At 60.1% G+C, this 17,269-nt stretch carries 16 protein-coding genes and 1 pseudogene; 12 read left to right on the top strand and 5 right to left on the bottom strand.

The annotated features are described in order from the left end of the window. Positions 1-445 precede the first annotated feature (445 nt). Positions 446-1,336 carry a LysR substrate-binding domain-containing protein gene (locus tag BS630_RS29230; protein WP_077980177.1) on the top strand — a complete coding sequence of 297 codons (891 nt, stop codon included), beginning with the start codon at positions 446-448 and terminating at the stop codon, positions 1,334-1,336. A 35-nt stretch (positions 1,337-1,371) separates the two neighbouring features. Here the strand turns inward: BS630_RS29230 and BS630_RS29225 are convergent, their stop codons facing one another. Beyond that, a complete protein-coding gene (locus BS630_RS29225; protein ID WP_077980176.1) occupies positions 1,372-2,277 on the bottom strand; it encodes a LysR family transcriptional regulator in 906 nt (301 codons plus the stop codon). 108 nt (positions 2,278-2,385) lie between these two features. Between BS630_RS29225 and BS630_RS29220 the strand changes: the two are divergent. After that, a pseudogene (locus BS630_RS29220) lies at positions 2,386-3,212 on the top strand (SDR family oxidoreductase). Between the two features lie 126 nt (positions 3,213-3,338). Here the strand turns inward: BS630_RS29220 and BS630_RS29215 are convergent. Together BS630_RS29215 and BS630_RS29210 are read right to left on the bottom strand one after the other, a co-directional pair. Further along, entirely contained in the window at positions 3,339-4,913 is a 1,575-nt protein-coding gene (locus BS630_RS29215; protein ID WP_245310518.1) for a carboxylesterase/lipase family protein, read from the bottom strand. 391 nt (positions 4,914-5,304) lie between these two features. Further along, positions 5,305-5,583, bottom strand: coding sequence for a hypothetical protein (locus tag BS630_RS29210; RefSeq protein WP_077980174.1), 279 nt, complete (start codon positions 5,581-5,583; stop codon positions 5,305-5,307). A gap of 307 nt (positions 5,584-5,890) precedes the next feature. Between BS630_RS29210 and BS630_RS29205 the strand changes: the two genes are divergently transcribed. From BS630_RS29205 to BS630_RS29195, 3 genes are all read left to right on the top strand, one after another. Then, positions 5,891-6,934 (top strand): ABC transporter ATP-binding protein, encoded by a 1,044-nt coding sequence (locus BS630_RS29205; RefSeq protein WP_231285805.1) that lies wholly within the window; start codon positions 5,891-5,893, stop codon positions 6,932-6,934. Positions 6,935-7,094: 160 nt separating this feature from the next. Next, on the top strand, positions 7,095-8,090 hold the full coding sequence (locus tag BS630_RS29200; RefSeq protein ID WP_077980275.1) for a Fe(3+) ABC transporter substrate-binding protein: 996 nt from the start codon (positions 7,095-7,097) through the stop codon (positions 8,088-8,090). Positions 8,091-8,143: 53 nt separating this feature from the next. Beyond that, positions 8,144-9,802, top strand: coding sequence for an ABC transporter permease (locus BS630_RS29195; protein ID WP_077980172.1), 1,659 nt, complete (start codon positions 8,144-8,146; stop codon positions 9,800-9,802). 171 nt (positions 9,803-9,973) lie between these two features. Here BS630_RS29195 and BS630_RS29190 read toward each other — a convergent pair whose 3' ends face one another. Continuing rightward, positions 9,974-10,327 (bottom strand): RT0821/Lpp0805 family surface protein, encoded by a 354-nt coding sequence (locus BS630_RS29190; protein WP_077980171.1) that lies wholly within the window; start codon positions 10,325-10,327, stop codon positions 9,974-9,976. Between the two features lie 274 nt (positions 10,328-10,601). Here BS630_RS29190 and BS630_RS29185 point away from each other — a divergent pair, with 274 nt between their 5' ends. The 3 genes from BS630_RS29185 to BS630_RS29175 all read left to right on the top strand — a co-directional run bounded on the left by BS630_RS29185 (position 10,602) and on the right by BS630_RS29175 (position 12,384). Next, positions 10,602-11,051, top strand: a complete 450-nt coding sequence (locus BS630_RS29185) for a hypothetical protein (RefSeq protein WP_077980170.1) — start codon at positions 10,602-10,604, stop codon at positions 11,049-11,051. A gap of 120 nt (positions 11,052-11,171) precedes the next feature. Further along, positions 11,172-11,486, top strand: coding sequence for an EamA family transporter (locus tag BS630_RS29180; RefSeq protein WP_077980169.1), 315 nt, complete (start codon positions 11,172-11,174; stop codon positions 11,484-11,486). Between the two features lie 148 nt (positions 11,487-11,634). Beyond that, positions 11,635-12,384, top strand: a complete 750-nt coding sequence (locus BS630_RS29175; protein ID WP_077980168.1) for a sulfite exporter TauE/SafE family protein — start codon at positions 11,635-11,637, stop codon at positions 12,382-12,384. 235 nt (positions 12,385-12,619) lie between these two features. On the opposite strand, the gene BS630_RS37130 is transcribed toward BS630_RS29175, so the two are convergent. Beyond that, the gene (locus tag BS630_RS37130) at positions 12,620-12,787 is read right to left on the bottom strand and encodes a hypothetical protein (RefSeq protein ID WP_158081434.1); all 168 of its coding nucleotides are present in this window, start codon (positions 12,785-12,787) and stop codon (positions 12,620-12,622) included. A gap of 263 nt (positions 12,788-13,050) precedes the next feature. Between BS630_RS37130 and BS630_RS29170 the strand changes: the two genes are divergently transcribed. The 4 genes from BS630_RS29170 (at position 13,051) to BS630_RS29155 (ending at position 17,269) form a co-directional block, all read left to right on the top strand. Further along, on the top strand, positions 13,051-13,773 hold the full coding sequence (locus BS630_RS29170) for a FadR/GntR family transcriptional regulator (protein ID WP_077980167.1): 723 nt from the start codon (positions 13,051-13,053) through the stop codon (positions 13,771-13,773). Beyond that, positions 13,770-14,942 (top strand): PLP-dependent transferase, encoded by a 1,173-nt coding sequence (locus BS630_RS29165; protein WP_077980166.1) that lies wholly within the window; start codon positions 13,770-13,772, stop codon positions 14,940-14,942. The genes BS630_RS29170 and BS630_RS29165 overlap by 4 nt, the downstream gene beginning before the upstream one ends. Before the next feature lie 35 nt (positions 14,943-14,977). Further along, a complete protein-coding gene (locus tag BS630_RS29160) occupies positions 14,978-16,237 on the top strand; it encodes an ABC transporter substrate-binding protein (RefSeq protein WP_025397444.1) in 1,260 nt (419 codons plus the stop codon). Between the two features lie 96 nt (positions 16,238-16,333). Beyond that, positions 16,334-17,269 (top strand): carbohydrate ABC transporter permease, encoded by a 936-nt coding sequence (locus BS630_RS29155; RefSeq protein ID WP_077980165.1) that lies wholly within the window; start codon positions 16,334-16,336, stop codon positions 17,267-17,269.

Here is a 17,269-nt window from a genome sequence, read left to right as displayed (position 1 = left end):
AGGTTGTCTGATTGATGAGCAGATCTGCAAGCGCCGCGGCGAATGGCTTGATCTGAGTCGCAGCGTCGACGGGATCCAGCTCAGTTGCTCATTTCCGTTCAGTCTGAAGCCTGTATCGTTGAAGTGTCAGTACCCTCAGAACATCGATATCGCAGGAGACGACTGAGAAGGACCGCGCGGACGATCGTCCCGGGCCGTATGGACCGTTCTTCCAATTTGGAGTCGGTGCCCGGCTGATGTCATGGCGAATGCGGATGCCGGCGCCTTTATTCCCTCGCCTAGTCTTTCACTCGGCATGGCTGAAACGTCACCAGCCGGATGACGTTCAATATGGTCTCGAATATCCGCTTGCGCATCGATATCTCTCCTTCGCGATCATATGCGGCTTCTTGCCTTGCGCCTTCAAACGAGCTTATCGTCGACCTCGAATGACTTGAGGTTATGGATGAAACGCGGACGCCTGCCGTTGACGGCTTTACGGAGTTTCGAGGTCGCCGGCCGCCTCGAGAGCTTCACGCTGGCGGCGCAGGAGCTGTTCATCTCGCAGGCGGCGGTCAGCCGGCAGATACGCGAGCTGGAGACGTTGCTGGGCGAGGCGCTCTTCGAGCGCCGCCAACGCGGCGTCCATCTGACCGCTTCGGGCAACAGGCTGCTGGCGATCCTGACATTGTCCTTCGACCGGATCGACGAATGCCTGGAAGAAATCCGCAGCCGGCCGGCGACGGCAGCGGTGACGATCAGCGTGGAACCTTCCTTCGCGGCGTGCTGGCTCGTTCCCCGTCTGCCAGAGTTTCGGGAACGGCATCCCGACATCGACGTGACGATCGACGCCGATTCTCGCCTGATCGAGTTCCGGGGCGGGCAGGCCGAGATCGCCATCCGCCACAGCGCCAGCGTGACCGCCTGGCCGAGGACGGAGAGCGCGCATCTCGCCGATGTCAGGATGGTGCCGGTCGCCGCACCCGCGCTGCTCAAGGCAGGGCCTGCGATCGACCGCCCGGAAGACATGCTCCGCCATGCGCTGTTGTATGAGGAGAGCCGCGACGTGTGGTTCCGCTGGTTCGAGGCGGCAGGCATGACCATGCCGGAAACCGCGCGCGGGCCGGTCTATGCCGATGGCGGGCTGGTCATGCAGGCGGTCCTGCGCGGGCAAGGCATAGCGCTGATGGACGATATCTTCGCCGAGGAAGAGATCAGGGCGGGCCGATTGCTTCGTCTGTCTGATCTTGCTGTTGCCCACGGCGCCTACTGGCTGGTCGCGCGCAGTTTCGACCGGCTCGCCCCGCCTGCCTCACTCTTTGTTCGCTGGATCAGCTCCCGGATCGAAACATTCTGACGGCGGCCGATATCGGCAAGACTCGGCCGAGAGGCCTATCGTCCGTGACGCTCGACCTCGGTCAGCACAGTGATGAAAGCCCGCAACCCCTGCGGCACATGACGGTGGCCGGGATAATAGAGACAGAGGCCAGGGATGGCCGGACACCAGTCGTCCAGCACGGTGACGAGCGCGCCACTTTCGAGAAACGGCCGGGCCGTGCGATCCGAGACATAGGCGATGCCGAGACCTTTTGCCGCTGCCTGCGCCATCAGTTCGACATGGTCGAGCGTCAGCGCGCCCGGAACGTCGACGGCAAGCTCGTGGCCGTATTTTTCGAATTCCCAGCGGAAGAGCTTGCCGCTTGGCAGCCGGAAGCGGATGCAGGCGTGGGTCCTTAATTCGTCCGGTGTCTGCGGCGCCGGATGCGCTGCGAGATAGGCCGGCGAAGCGACGGCAACAAAGCGGGTATCGCCGCCGAATTCCACCGCGATCATATCGAGCGGCACCGCCTCGCGAAGTCTTATGCCGGCATCGAAACCGTCGGCAACGACATCGACGAGCCGGTTGTCGGTGACGAGATCGAGCGGCATGTCGGGATAGCGTGTGAGAAAGGTTGGGACGGCGGCATCGAGCAGCACCCGCGCGGCGATCTCGCTGGTATTAAGCCGCAATGTGCCGCTGGGATGGCCGCGGAATTCGTTGACCTCCTCGAGCGCCAGATCGAAAGCCCTGAACAGTGGCGTCAGGCGGGCGACGAGGCGCTCGCCGGCCTCCGTCGCCGCGACGCTGCGGGTCGTCCGATTGAGAAGCCGAACGCCCATATTTTCTTCGAGCGAACGCATCATATGGCTGAGTGTCGAAGGCGACAGAGCCAACTCGTCGGCGGCCTTGCGGAAGCTGCGATGGGTGACGATGGCAGACAAGGCTCTCAGATCGGCAAGAGTCGGCTTGTAATTCATGGCTAAAATTCACCAACTCATGCAGCATTCGACGGATAGAAGCAGGAATAGTCTCATCTATCTTACTTCAAGAGCAGCTGCAATCGCGCGGCATGAAAGATAAGGACAATGGCAAAGACATGGATGATAACGGGCGCCTCCTCCGGTTTCGGGCGCATCATGCCGAAAAACTGCTGGCGCGCGGCGATGGCGTCGCGGCGACTGTGCGCAGGCCGGAAGCGCTCGACGATTTGACGTCGCAGTACGGCGAGAGCCTCTGGATCGCGACGCTTGACGTCAGCAATGACGGGGCAGTACGCCCGGTCGTTGACGCCGCCTTTGGAGCGATGGGTAGAATCGACGTCGTCGTCAGCAATGCCGGCTACGGCCTGTTCGGCGCCGCAGAAGAGGTGAGTGACGAACAGATCCGTCATCAGATCAATACCAACCTGATCGGCTCGATCCAGGTGATCCGGGCAGCGCTGCCGCATATGCGGGCGCAGGGCGGCGGCCGCATCCTGCAGCTGTCTTCGGAAGGCGGACAGATCGCTTACCCGAATTTCAGCCTTTACCATGCGACCAAATGGGGCATCGAAGGCTTCATCGAAGCGGTTTCGCAGGAAGTCGCCCCCTTCGGCATCGAATTCATCATCGCCGAGCCAGGTCCGGCGCGGACCGATTTCGGGCGCGGCCTGGTCGCGCCGCAACCGATGGAAGTCTATGACGCGACGCCGGCCGGCGAAATCCGCCGCGCCATTGCCGACGGCAGGTTCGAAGCAAAGGGTGATCCCGTCAAGATGGCGCAGGCGATGATCGAGGCTGCCGAACAATACTCGGCTCCGAAGCGGCTGGCGCTCGGCACCGGCAGCTATGCCTCGATCCGCAAGGCGCTGGTCGAGCGGTTGACTGAGCTCGACGCCTTCAAGGAGGTGACGATGTCGGCCGATGTCGACTGACCAGCGGTTGATCGTCGCCCATCTCGATATTTTTCTAATCAGCGAGACGAGTGGGAGGCGATTGCGCTGCGCCGGCCGGGTCGATCGATGTCGGCCGGCGCCGTATGTCCAATCCTGCAATTGGCGCTAGAGGGCGCCTGCTGTCTGCAGAAGCTTGCGGTCGAGGTCGACTGCCACGCGGGACTCCTTGTCGAGAACCATGGTCGCCGGATTATCGGTCGTGTAGGCCGGCCAGTCGGGCAAGCCCTCGGCGCTCGGTTTGCCGTTGCGGGCGAAGTTAACCCAGGCCTGGCTTACCGTCCTGGAAAGCGCGAGGGCGTCGCTGCCGCCGCCGGTCGACGTCTTGACCAGCGCGGCGTTGGCAAACACGTAGGGCAATTCCGCACAATGCCAGGCCATCGCGATCCCATCCAGGACGGGTGACTCGTAGGCGAACATATAGGAGTAGACCGGAGCCCCGTTCTGCCTTGCCTTCAGGTCGAGATCACGGATGGTTCCCGGACGGAAGCGCAGATCCAGGAAATAGGCGTCGGCGATCTTTTTCTCCGGGTAGGCGGCCATGAACGCCTTGCCGACCGCGTCGGATTTGCCGGCGAAACGCTCCTTCAGCTTGGCCCGGGACTTGTCTTCGTCCCAGTTGTTCTTGTTGTCGGCAAGAAGCTCGCCCGCCTTGTGGTTGATCACCGTCTCGAACTCATTGAGGGTGTTTCCGACCATCAGGGGAATGTCCTTGGCCTGGTCGACCCACTCTGTCCCGACCGGGTTCGCCGGAATGTAGTCGCCATCCTGAACGGGCGCGTAGCGGGCGTCCTTGACGCCTTGGGCGGCTGCTTCCTTGATGGCTTTGTCGGCTGCGGCAAGGAGATCGTAATAATCGACGTCGGCAACTTTGTCGATTTCCTCGGCCTTGAGACCGAGATTGGCGAGCGTCAGTTCGGCCACCTTCCGCGAGGACGCCTGATCGACGACGGAATCGGTCCGGGAGCCGCTCTGGACAATGGCCTTCTGGAAGAGGCCCTTCGCCGAAGGCGTCCCCATCAGGGCGCGCACCTTGTAGCCACCGCCGGACTGGCCGAAAATCGTCACGTTGCCGGGATCGCCGCCGAAGGCCTCGGCATTATCCTGGACCCATTGCAGCGCAGCGACGAGATCTGTGGCGCTGGCATTGCCCGACCGTTTGTATTTCTCTCCGTAGGCGGAAAGATCGAGGAAGCCGAGCACGTTGAGCCGGTGGTTGAGGGTGACGACGACGACATCGCCTTCCTTGCTCAGATTGTGGCCGTCATACGAGGTCAGCTCGATGCCGGAGCCATTGGTGAAGCCGCCCCCATGGATCCAGACCATGACCGGCCGTTTCTTTCCTTCCTTGATCGCCGGCGTCCAGATGTTCAGGAACTGGCAGGCTTCGCTCATCGGCAAATAGCGGTGCGGATTGAAGAGTTCGTCGCCGGCCACCTCCTTCATTCGGGGGATGAAGCAGTTCTCGCCATAGGTGACTGCGGGACGGCTGCCTTGCCAAGGCGCGACCTCTTCCGCCGGCATGAAGCGGTCGGCATGAGCATAGGGGACGCCAAGATAGCTGTAGATGCCATCGTCGAGTGCGCCGACGAGACTACCCTTCTTGGTTTCGACGACCGTCTTGCTCTGCGAAGCAACAAATTCTTCGGCAAGAGCGGGTGCGCCGACAATGGAAGCCGTCATCGCCGATAGCGCAGATATTAAAGCGCAATATAGGAACGTCCTTTTCATCAACTTATCCTCTTGTCGTTGATTTCGAGTTTTAAAAGCCCGACGGCCGCCCATCCCCGACCGTCGGTGACTAACTAGGCCGGGGAGGACGATTTTCAGGACTACAGTCAGATGGTTGCTGGAGAGAGATCACGCCGGAGGGTTGGACGGGTCTTCTTGCCGACCGATGTGCGTCCGACGAAAACCGGGCGCCCGCTCTGCTTTAACCTCCGAGCGACGGCTAACGCTGGCATATTTGAGAACGTCTTAGGTGGCGATTGGCAGTAGTACCCGCACAGGTGGCTACGCGGCGAAATACATGGAAATCGCGCCGCTTGTTCGGACCGCTAACAACCGCCACTTGTCAGAAGGATGACGAAGGGACCACGCCGATCGTTGGGACGGGTGGTTCCTGCTCCGGCATCTTGTTTCCTTGCTTGTCGCCGGCGCTCAGGGCCTCGCGCACTTCATCCTCTTCCCAGCCCGCCTCAATGGCAGAAGCCACGAGGGTTTCGATTTTTTCGGTTTCGGAGTTGTGGGAAGTCTCATCGAGGTGGCGTCTGGCGGTCTCGAGACACTGACGGAGGTTTGAAGCGCGGCTGGCGTCGTTACGGTCGTAGCTTGGCGATGCGACGTAGGTCATTTGGAAGCTCCCTGCTGATCGGGAGGAACAATTGAAAAGGGAGCCGGTTCCACTGCGTGTGTCTCGGGAAAGCGAGACAAGGTGCAATCTCCGGAGTAACAGGACTTAAGGTGATCGCGGCCGTCTGGCGCGATTCCGGAACAGTCATCTGTGGCGATAGGTGGAAAGATGCCGGCGAGAAGTTTTTGCTGCAACTTTGAAACGGCAAATAGCTTGCCGTGCTTGCGGTACAGATTGCGCTTGTCCCGACCTGCCTCGGTATGTTCTAGGGGTGTTTCAGGACTTGCACTGGAAGCCACCGGCGAGCATGAAAGCTGAAATGAACGCAATCGCAGTACGGCTGGAAAATGTTACCCGTCGCTTTGGTATCACTGCAGCCGTGCAGGATCTTTCTCTTCATATTCGGCGCGGAGATGCGGTCTCGCTCGTGGGCCATTCCGGTTGCGGCAAGTCTACGCTCCTGCGCATGATTGCCGGTGTCGAAATACCGGAATCCGGCCGCATCCTCCTCGAAGGCCGCGAGGTTGCCAGTTCGACCACTTTCGTCGAACCGGAGGCGCGTGGCGTCGGATTCGTCTTTCAGGACTATGCTCTTTTCCCGCACCTGACTGTACGAGCCAATATCCTCTTTGGTCTCAAGCGACATTCGAAGAGCGAAGCAACCGCGCGGGCAGAGGAGATGATCAGCAAGGTCGGAATCGAACATCTAACGCATCGCTATCCGCACACCCTTTCCGGCGGTGAACAGCAGCGTGTCGCACTAGCCCGGGCCCTGGCGCCCCGGCCGAGTGTCATCCTGATGGACGAACCTTTTTCCAATCTGGATCAGGGCCTGCGTGGAAAGGTACGCAGCGACACCTTGAGCCTCTTGAGGGCACTCGGCACGACCGTAATCATCGTGACGCATGATCCCCAGGAAGCACTTTCCGTCGGTGATCAGGTGGTTCTGATGCGGGCAGGCGAAATCGTCCAGTCCGGTTCCGCCTATGATCTGCACGACCGTCCAACGAATCCTTATGCGGCAGAGTTCTTTTGCCCGTCCAGCAAAGTTCCCGGCGTTTACCGTGGCGGATGGATCGAAACCGCGATCGGTAACTTCGCCTATAGGCTTGATCGTCCGCCCGCAAGCTCCGTGACCGTCTATATCCGCCCGCATGCGATTGCGCTGTCCCCCGGCTCGGGAATTGCAGCCCGCATCGAGGACCGTGTTTTGCATGGCGAATTCGAGCAGATAACGTTGAGGATTGAAGGCCTCGAGGTGCCGCTTAAGGCCAGAGCTTTGGAGCGGCTTCCGTCCGACGCCGAGAATATTCGGATATCAATCCTCCCCGAGCGGCTGCTGGCTTTTTGACAGCTGACCTGCCGAGCGGAGTCTGCTGACCACTCATCAAGTTTCCGTGATATTCGGCAACAAACTTCGGGGAAAACTTGACTTTCAGCGTCATGAACTGCTCAAGGGATGCGCATTCATTCGGAGGGACATAATGAATTCGCGCTCTATCCTCGTATCCATGCTGCTTGCTGCTTCGGCGCTGATGTCGCCTTGCATCGCAGCGGCCGCAGAAATCAACCTCTACACGACGAGAGAACCGGCTCTGATCGCACCTCTTCTGGAGGCGTTCACCAAATCGACCGGGACGAAGGTCAATACGGTTTTCCTGAAGGATGGCCTGGCGGAGCGTGTCGCCTCCGAGGGCGCCAGCTCGCCGGCTGACATCCTGATGGCCGTCGATGCCGGCAACCTTGTCGATCTGGTCGACAAAGGCGTAACGCAACCGGTCGAATCGTCTGTTCTGAACTCGGCAATCCCGGAACAGCTGCGTGATGCCAAGGGCAACTGGTTCGCACTGTCGATGCGCGCGCGCGTTCTCTACGCGGCCAAGGACATTGAGATGAGCACATTCAACTACGAGGAGCTTGCCGATCCCAAGTGGAAGGGCAAGATTTGCATACGCTCAGGTCAGCACCCGTATAATACGGCACTGTTTGCGGACTACGTCGCTCATTACGGCGCGGAAGAAACCGAGAAATGGCTGACAGCTGTCAAGGCCAATCTCGCCCGTAAGGCAACCGGCGGCGATCGCGATTCGGCCAAGGATATCCTCGGCGGCATTTGCGATATCGGTATCGCCAACTCCTATTATGTCGGTCTAATGCGGTCCGGCAAGGGTGGTGAAGAGCAGGTCAAATGGGGCGACGCCATCAAGGTCATCCTGCCGACCTTCGAGAACGGCGGGACGCAGGTGAATATCAGCGGCGCGGCAATCGCCAAGCACTCACCGAACAAGGCTGAAGCCGTCAAACTTCTCGAATATCTCGTCTCTGACGAAGCGCAGAAGATCTATGCTGAGGCCAATTACGAATATCCCGTGAAGGCAGGCGTCGCGGCCGATCCGATCATCGCATCCTTTGGCGAACTAAAGATCGACAGCAAGCCCTTGTCCGAGATCGTCAGCCATCGCAAGCAGGCGAGTGAACTCGTGGACAAGGTCGGCTTCGACAACTAAGGACAGTGAAGGCGCCGCTGACTGGCGCCTTCCCCCCGAGAACGGACCAAGTGATGTTTCCGAGCCCGGCGCCCGCCCGCTCTGCAAAGCGCCCCGGCAGCGCATGGCTGACGATTGCCGCCACTATCGCCCTCATTGCCATGCTGCCGATCGGGGGATTGCTCATCGAAGCCTCGAAGGGTTCGGCGGGTCTTTGGGGACATCTTTTCTCGACCATCCTTCCCGTCGCGCTTCTCGACACCGTCATTCTCCTTGTGGGGGTCGGCGTCATCACTGCAGTTGTTGGCACGACGACGGCATGGCTGGTGACCGCCTATGATTTTCCCGGCAGGCATGCTCTGGAGTGGATGCTGCTTCTGCCGCTTGCCGTTCCGACCTACATCGTCGCCTATGCCTATCTGGATATAATGCATCCGATCGGTCCGGTGCAGGATGCCGTGCGCTGGTTGCTAGGCTACGAGACCCCGCGCCAGTTTCGCCTTCCGGACGTCCGTTCCATGACTGGCTGCATCCTGCTTCTCGGGATCGTGCTCTACCCCTATGTCTACATCCCCACGCGCGCGATGTTCCTCACGCAATCCGGCAATCTCGTCGATGCTGCACGTACGCTCGGTACATCTCGCCGCGCGGTCTTCTGGCGGGTCGCTCTGCCGCTCGCGCGCCCCGCTGTTGCCGTGGGTATCAGCCTTGCACTCATGGAAACGTTGAACGATATAGGCGCCGCCGAATTCCTCGGTGTCCGGACGATCACCGTTTCCATCTACACCACCTGGGTCACCCGCTCCGATTTATCGGGAGCGTCGCAGATCGCCCTTGCCCTTCTTCTCATCGTCGTCGCAATTGTTGCGGTTGAGCGATGGGCGCGACGCAAGCAGGGCTACTCGATCGATGTGCGCCGGATGCGAAGTTTCCAACCGCGGCGGGTATCCTTGGGAAAAGGCGTACTGCTGTTTCTCGGCGGTCTTCTGCCTGTCATCCTGGGCTTTGGCGCGCCCGCGCTCTATCTGTTGATCGAAGCGGCAAAACGCTATCGGTTCGCCGGCATATCCCCACGGATCATCGATGAGGCCGTGAATACGATCGCTATCGCCACCCTGGCGACAATCACGACCGTCATCCTTGGCCTTCTCGCCGTCTACGCGACCCGCCTGCGGCCGGGCCAACCGTCCTCCTGGCTCCTGCGCTGTTCCACGATTGGCTATGCGGCTCCCGGCACCGTGGTCGCCATTGGCGTGCTGATCATCCTTGGCGGGTTCGATCAGTTTATCGACCGCACCGCGCTTTCCTTGTTTGATGTGTCCACTGGTCTGCTCCTGATGGGATCGGGTGCTGCCGTCATATATGCGCTCATCGTGCGCTTTCTGGCGATCTCCGCCGGCGGCATAGAAGCCGGTCTATCGCGCATTTCCCTGTCGCTTGATCATGCGTCACGTTCGCTGGGGCAGTCCACCGCAGGCACCCTGCGCTACGTGCATTTGCCGCTTTCGAAGGCGGCAATCTCAGCTGCCGCGCTACTGGTCTTCGTCGATTGTGTAAAGGAGCTGCCGGCGACGCTCCTCCTGCGGCCACTCAATGTCGAGACATTCGCAACTCATCTTTATGGAGAGGCTGCCAGAGGCACTTACGAGGAAGCCTCGATTGCAGCGCTCGCCATCGTGCTGATCGGCATCCTGCCCGCTATTTTGCTATCGCGGATCGGACGTATCCGCTAGCCGGCAAGCCGATGGGTATGCCGGCTCTGCGACCTCCACTAAACAACGCAAAGCCACAAACCGGTCGCCGTGGGCAATATCGTGGCCAAATGGCTGCTTGACCTCTGAATGCAGCCACGAGCATCGGTGTGGGTGATGCCTTTGTGTCGTTTGAGGACGTCGAGCGCTACCCTATTGTCCGCCCAGTTTCCAGCTGTCCCCAGACGGGCAGGCTACGCCGTTGAAGCGCGTCACGCCGTCGAGAGATTGCCGACTGGTAACAAAACCACGACATCCGTCCGGCCCATCGTTACTGGCATCGATCTGCTCGATAACACCCGCGCTACCCGTCGATGGGTTGGCCCAAGCAAGCGCCGTTGCACCGACAGCACCGCGACCTACAGTATCTGCGATCACCGCTTGATCGGTCAAAGGCGTCTGGTGCTGGATTGCTGACTGGGCGAGGGGCGTCTCAAGCGGGTCGATATGTGAGCATGCCGCCAAAGCCGCGATGCTCATTGCCGAGGTGAAGTGCTTCAGATTCATCGGTCGGATAAAGCGTTTTGCTAGTTATGTTTCAAGTTACTCATGGTTCACAATGTTGCGAGGTTTGAAGAAAACGCGGTCGCTTGGAGACGCCGCGAACGTGTTCTTGAAAGGGTGGTCAAGAGACTACAATGAGCACGGCCGGACAATGATCTCTATGCGTTTCAAACCGTTAGGACGATGACCAATGACCCAGGTCTCCGTTGCTCGCCCAGGCGGCACCCAGTAGTCTCGCCGTCTCACCGACAGGTTCTTAGTGAAACGCAGCGATTCGATGGCCATTCTGTTCAAAACAACAATCAGCGAAAACTCGGCTTTCGAGATGATCGAACGGTCACTGTCAGGCGCTTACCAATATGACGGTTACCTCAATGTCGTTAGCGATGCGGGCGAGACGGCATTGTCTTGGAGTCCGGCAATGCATGCCGAAGAGTTCAAGGCAGAGGTCAGCCAAATCCTGCGGCAGACTTGGGATGCTGCCCGCTTCTGGGTCATCTATGAGCGCCGCGAAGACCGGGGGGATGCAGAAGGGACTGAGATCCGTAACGCGGCTTTCCGCCTGACGCGCGGGTACAGCGGCGTTATCGTTGTCACACTCAGCCTCCTTGGGAAGCGCGACAGCGTCAATGACCTGGAGCTCGTCTTCGTCTGCTTCGAGCAGGATTTTCACAGGAGGAATTTTCGCGTGCGCTATGAGGGTAAGCCGATACCAAACCGGGATTGATGCTCACGCACGCGACCCGTTCTACCTGCTGGGCCTACTAGGATAGGATAGGGACGGGAGTCTCTGATGGATTGACGGGCCGCCCGGCGTTAGACAAAACGCGTCAGCAGGAGTTTATCGATGCGTGTTGCCGCCACCCTCTTCATCGCCGTCTGCCTGTTCCTGGCGGCGGCGACCGCTTCCCGCGCATACGTGAGCAACTCGAACCTTTGGCTGCTCGCCACCGCGCTTGTCCTCTACACATTAGGCAATCTTTCGATGATCGCTCTCATGCGGACGAGCGGGCTTTCCCTCGCTATTTCGTTGTCGTCGGTCGCGCAGCTCATCGCCATCAACGCGATCGCCGTCTTGGTTTTCGACGAGCGGCTCGGCTGGCATCAGGCGGTTGGCGTAGTCCTCGGGATAGCATCGGTTACGCTCATGGTGATCGGATGAATGGCTCTCAATTGCGTTTCCTTGACTACGGCGGATGGCAGTCATGGGGCGGGCTCTCATGGACGCAAAACGTCATGCGGCGATGTGACGGCGGTATTGGACAAGAGGCTCGGCCGAAATCAGGCTTGGGTGCCAAGGCGACCTGAACATGTACGATATCATGCTTCTTTTCCTTGCTGGCTTGTTGGCAGGCAGCATGAATGCGTTGGCGGGCGGCGGGTCGTTCGTATCCCTGCCTGCGCTGATATCTGTCGGAGTGCCCTCGGTAGCCGCAAACGCGACAAGCACCTTAGCCTTGTTTCCCGGCGGCATGGCGAGCTCGTGGGTCTACCGTGACGGGGTTAGGAGTGTGTGCGGCGTCAATGTCGTGCCCATTGCCATCGTGACGGTAATGGGTGGTGTGGCCGGAAGCATTCTATTGCTGCTAACCCCATCGAGGATTTTCGATGGTATCCTGCCATGGCTTTTGCTGGTGGCGACATTGATGCTCGCTGCAGGACCGAGGCTCAGCGCCCAGTTGCAGACGCAGGCACGTCCGAGTGTTCTAGCGTTCGCAACGGTTCAGTTCTTTCTCGGTCTTTATGGCGGCTATTTTGGCGGCGCGGTGGGTCTCATGATGCTTGCGGCGTGGAGCGCGCTCGGGGGCGGGGACATCAAGAGCCTGAATCCGACAAGAATGGTGATGGTCACTGCCGCCAACGCGGTCGCCGTCGTCGTCTTCGTACTTGCCGGGGCAATCGTATGGCAGGAATGCATTGCCATGACGATTGGAGCCGTTATCGGCGGGTGGACCGGAGCGCATATCGGACGAAGGCAGCCACCATCGGTCGTGCGGGTGCTAACCCTCGCGGTCGCCTTTTTAACGACCGCGGTGTTCTTTTCGCGAGCTTACCTTTGAGCGGAGGTCCGGCCCCACAGAGGCACGCTTTAACCCCGGAAAATCCAGCTCTGGCTGGCCCAAGAACCCGGAGCACTTCAGTCGCCCGACAGTCGGCGTGGCCTATCGAAAAGATCGCCGCCATGCACCGCGTGCGCCGCGGCAGCGACACGATCTCATACGACATTATCCGAAGTCCCCAACCCTGCCTACGCTGAAAACAACCTCGGGCTCGCCTTCCTCGCCGACAACAGGGTCATTCTGCCGCCGCCATACCACGACCCCAGCGTGTTATCAGTATCTCGGCCTCCTCGATCTCGGCCTCCTCGTTCGCCGCCACCCTTGGCTCGAACGCTCGGATGGCCTGATCTCGGTCATCAAGGTCAAATGCGACGATGTAGACAGTGGTGAACGTGCCGGGCATGCAGGTCTCCCTTCCGTTGCGAAACGGAACGTCGACCGCTGATGTTCCAAGCTGTTCGAGCAGTCGAGACGAGTTGGGCTAGGAGCGCCAATGCTGGCGATCAACGGCGCGTTCAGCGGGAAGGTCTTACGCCGAATATCCCGAAAATCACTCCGAATTCTCCGGAATGGACGTGGCCGTCTTGACGTTTTCCTATGTATACGAAATGCTAAGATGTCAGACCAATTCTTTAAGTCGGCTGCCTGATAAGAAAATGGGGAACCATGAAGGCAAATCGCAGCGACAGGCCGGTGATCCGGCCGCTTCCGGTCATGGACCGCGCGCGTCAGGTGACCGATGCGCTGGCGGATTATGTCGAGGAAGCCAGATTGAAGGCGGGCGACCGTTTGCCGGCTGAGCGCGAGCTGATGACCGCTCTTGCCGTCGGCCGCTCGACCATTCGCGAGGCGATCCGGCATTTCCAGGCGCTCGGTGTCATTGAGACGCGCAAGGGAAGCGGCACTTATCTGCTGAAGCCCGTGTCAAGGGCGACGATCCACATGCCGCTATCGTTCGATACCGCACACCTTCGCGACGTGCTGCTGCAAACGCTGGAGGTACGCCGTGGAATTGAATGCGAGGCGGGCATGGTGGCGGCGCGACGGCGCACGAGCACGGACCTCGTCATCATCGAGGAAAAGCTGAACGCCATGGAGCGGGTGCACCTGGAGAAGGGCACTTCCGGGCCGGAGGATCTGGCCTTCCATCTCGCCGTTTACGACGCCGCCCACAATCCGCTGTTTCGACAGCTTCTCGAGCAGATGCGCGAGACATTCGAGCGCTTCTGGGCGCATCCCTTCGACCGGCAGGATTTCGCGCGCCGGTCTTTTCCCTTTCACCGCACCCTTTTCAACGCGATCGCTGCCGGGGATCCCGAGACGGCGCGCACAGAAACATTGAAAATTCTCGCCATCGTCGAGGAAGACATCAAGGAAATGTCCAAATGAGCAACGGCGCAGAACCGTTCGATCTTGCTTCCCTCATCACCGCGCATGACGAAGGCAACTTCGCTGACGCCGTCGTGCCGCCGATTTTTCAGACTTCGCTTTTCACCTTTTCCGATTATGACGACATGATCGCCTCCTATCGCGGCGAGAGGGTGCGGCCGATCTATACACGCGGACTGAACCCGACGGTGCGCGCCTTCGAGGAAATGCTCGCCAAGCTCGAAGGTGCCGAGGATGCGCTGGGTTTTGCAAGCGGCATGGCGGCGATCTCGTCGGCGGTCTTAAGCTTCGTCGAGCCCGGCGACCGCATCGTTGCCGTCAAACATGTCTATCCCGATGCCTTCCGCCTGTTCGGCACCATCCTGAAACGGATGAAGATCGAGGTGACTTATGTCGACGGGCGCGACGAGGAAGCGGTCGCCAAGGCGCTGCCCGGCGCCAAGCTCTTCTACATGGAAAGTCCGACGAGCTGGGTGATGGAAGCACATGATGTCGGCGGGCTCGCCGCGCTCGCCAGACAACACGGCGCCGTCTCGATGATCGACAACAGCTGGGCAAGCCCGTTCTTCCAGCGGCCGCTGACGCTCGGCGTCGACTTGGTCATTCATTCGGCCTCGAAATATCTCGGCGGCCACAGCGATGTGGTGGCGGGCGTCATCGCCGGCTCGAAGGCGATGATCGCTCGCGTCAAGGCCGAGGCATATCCCTATCTTGGCGGCAAGCTTTCGCCGTTCGACGCCTGGCTGCTGATCCGCGGGTTGCGCACGCTGCCGCTCCGCATGCGAGCCCACGAGGCATCGGCGCTTGAAATCGCCAGGCGCCTGCAGAAGCTCGACGTGGTGGAGACGGTCTGCCATCCGGGGCTCGCCAACCGTCTGCCCACTGGCCTCAACGGCACCTCGGGCCTGTTTTCCTTCATATTCCGCGAAGGCGTCGATATCCGCACCTTCGCCGATCACCTCAAGCTCTTCAAACTGGGTGTAAGCTGGGGTGGACATGAAAGCCTGATCGTACCGGGCGAGGTGGTGCTTCAGCAGAAGGCACAGCCAAATTCCGCACATGCCTTCGGCATCCATGCGCGATCCGTACGTCTCCATGTCGGCCTCGAAGGAACCGAGGCTTTGTGGAGAGATATCGAGGAGGCGCTCGCCGCCGCCTCACAATCCTGAAACCCGAGAAAGACCTAACAAGGGGGAACTGAGCCATGAAAAAACTAATAATCTCGACGCTCTTTGCTTCGATGATGGCGGGTACGGCCTTTGCCGATACGACGCTCAAGCTTGTCGAAGTCATCACCAGCCCGGAGCGCACCGAAACGCTGAAATCGATCGTCGGCAAATTCGAAGCCGCCAATCCCGGCACCAAGGTCGACATCATCTCGCTGCCCTGGAACGAAGCGTTCCAGAAGTTCGCGACCATGGTGTCTGCCGGCGACGTGCCCGATGTGATGGAGATGCCCGATACCTGGCTGTCGCTCTATGCCAATAACGGCATGCTCGAGAGCCTGGAGCCCTACCTCGAAAAGTGGGAGCACACCAAGGAACTGACGCCACGCGCGCTCGAACTCGGCCGCGACGTCAAGAACACCGCCTATATGCTGCCCTACGGGTTCTATCTCCGGGCGATGTTCTACAACAAGAAGCTGCTTGCCGAAGCCGGCGTCGCCGCGCCGCCGAAGACGATGGAAGAATTTACTGCCGCTTCGGAAAAGGTTTCCAAACTGCCCGGCAAATACGGCTACTGCATGCGCGGCGGACCGGGCGGCCTTAACGGCTGGATGATCTTCGCCGCCTCGATGGCCGGCTCGAACAAGTATTTCAACGACGACGGGACCTCGACGATGAACAGCCCGGGCTGGGCCAAGGGCATCGAATGGATGGTCGATCTCTACAAGAAAGGCTATGCGCCGAAGGACAGCGTCAACTGGGGCTTCAACGAAGTCGTCGCCGGCTTCTATTCCGGCACCTGCGCCTTCCTCGACCAGGATCCGGACGCGCTGATCGCCATCGCCGAGCGTATGAAGAAGGAGGATTTCGGTGTCGCACCGCTGCCGAAGGGTCCGGACGGCAAGTCCTTCCCGACGATCGGTTACGGCGGCTGGTCGATGTTCACGACCAGCGGCAACAAGGATCTTTCCTGGAAGCTGATAGCCACGCTCGAAGGGCCGGAAGGTAATCTTGAGTGGAACAAGCGCATCGGCGCCCTGCCGGCCTATACGGCGGCCGAGAAGGATCCCTTCTACGCCGGTGACCAGTTCAAGGGCTGGTTCGAGGAACTGGCGGATCCGAACACGGTACCAACAGTCATGCCGACCTACCTCGAGGAATTCGCCTTCTTCAAGGATTCGCTGGCGATCAAGACCTCGCAGCAAGCATTGCTCGGCGATATCTCGGCGAAGGATTTGGCCGACCAATGGGCCGAATATCTCACCAAGGCGCAGCAGAAGTTCCTCGCCAAGAAATAAGCGACGGATCGACGGCGGCGGCCTCACCACAGGCCGCCGCCGCTTTTTTGATGACACAGACGGCGCATGAACGCCGCGAACGGGAACTCTTGGCTGATGACCATTTCCGCCGATACGCTCGACATGCGTCGCGACCGCAGGCCGTGGCTGCGTCGCGTTGCCGATGCTTCGGAGCCCTATCTCTACAGCGCGCCGTCGCTGATCTTGATCATTGCGGTGATGCTGGTGCCGCTGACCGTCGGCATCTCCTACGCCTTCCGCGATATCCAGCTGCTCAATCCGTTTTCCGGCGGCTTCATCGGGCTCGATCATTTCCGCGAGCTTGCAGGCGATGCCGCCTTCTACGGCGCGCTTCGGAACACGCTGTGGTGGACCGGCGCCTCCGTCGTCCTGCAGTTCGTCTTCGGGCTGATCCTGGCGCTGCTGCTCGACAAGCCGTTCAAAGGCAGGGCAATCGCGCAGGCGTTGGTCTTCCTGCCCTGGGCCGTGCCGTCTTTCCTCGCCGGCCTCAACTGGGCCTGGCTGTTCAATCCCGTCATCGGACCGATCCCGCACTGGCTCTTCGCCCTCGGGCTGATGGATGAGCCGGGCAATATCCTCTCCGATCCCAACTATGCGATGTGGGGGCCGATCGTCGCCAATGTCTGGTGGGGCATTCCCTTCTTCGCCATCACGCTGCTTGCGGCGCTGCAGGCGATCCCGCGTGATCTCTATGAGGCGGCATCGATCGACGGCGCCGGCTGGTTCCAGCGCTTCCGCTCGATCACCCTGCCGTTTCTGGCGCCAACGATTGCCATTACCGTGCTGCTACGCACCGTGTGGATTTCCAACTTCGCCGATCTGATTGTCGTCATGACCAGTGGCGGGCCGGCGGACCGGACGCAGATTGTCGCCAGCTACATCTTCACGACGGCCTTCCGGCGGCTCGATTTCGGTTATGCCTCGGCGATCGCGCTGGTGCTGCTCGTGCTGCTGCTTGCCTATTCGATGCTGATCATCCTGCTCCGGCAGACGCTGCTGAACAAGGATTGA

The sequence above is a fragment of the Rhizobium laguerreae genome, assembly GCF_002008165.1.
Classification (GTDB): domain Bacteria; phylum Pseudomonadota; class Alphaproteobacteria; order Rhizobiales; family Rhizobiaceae; genus Rhizobium; species Rhizobium laguerreae.
This window is presented reverse-complemented; position numbering and strand designations above follow the sequence as displayed.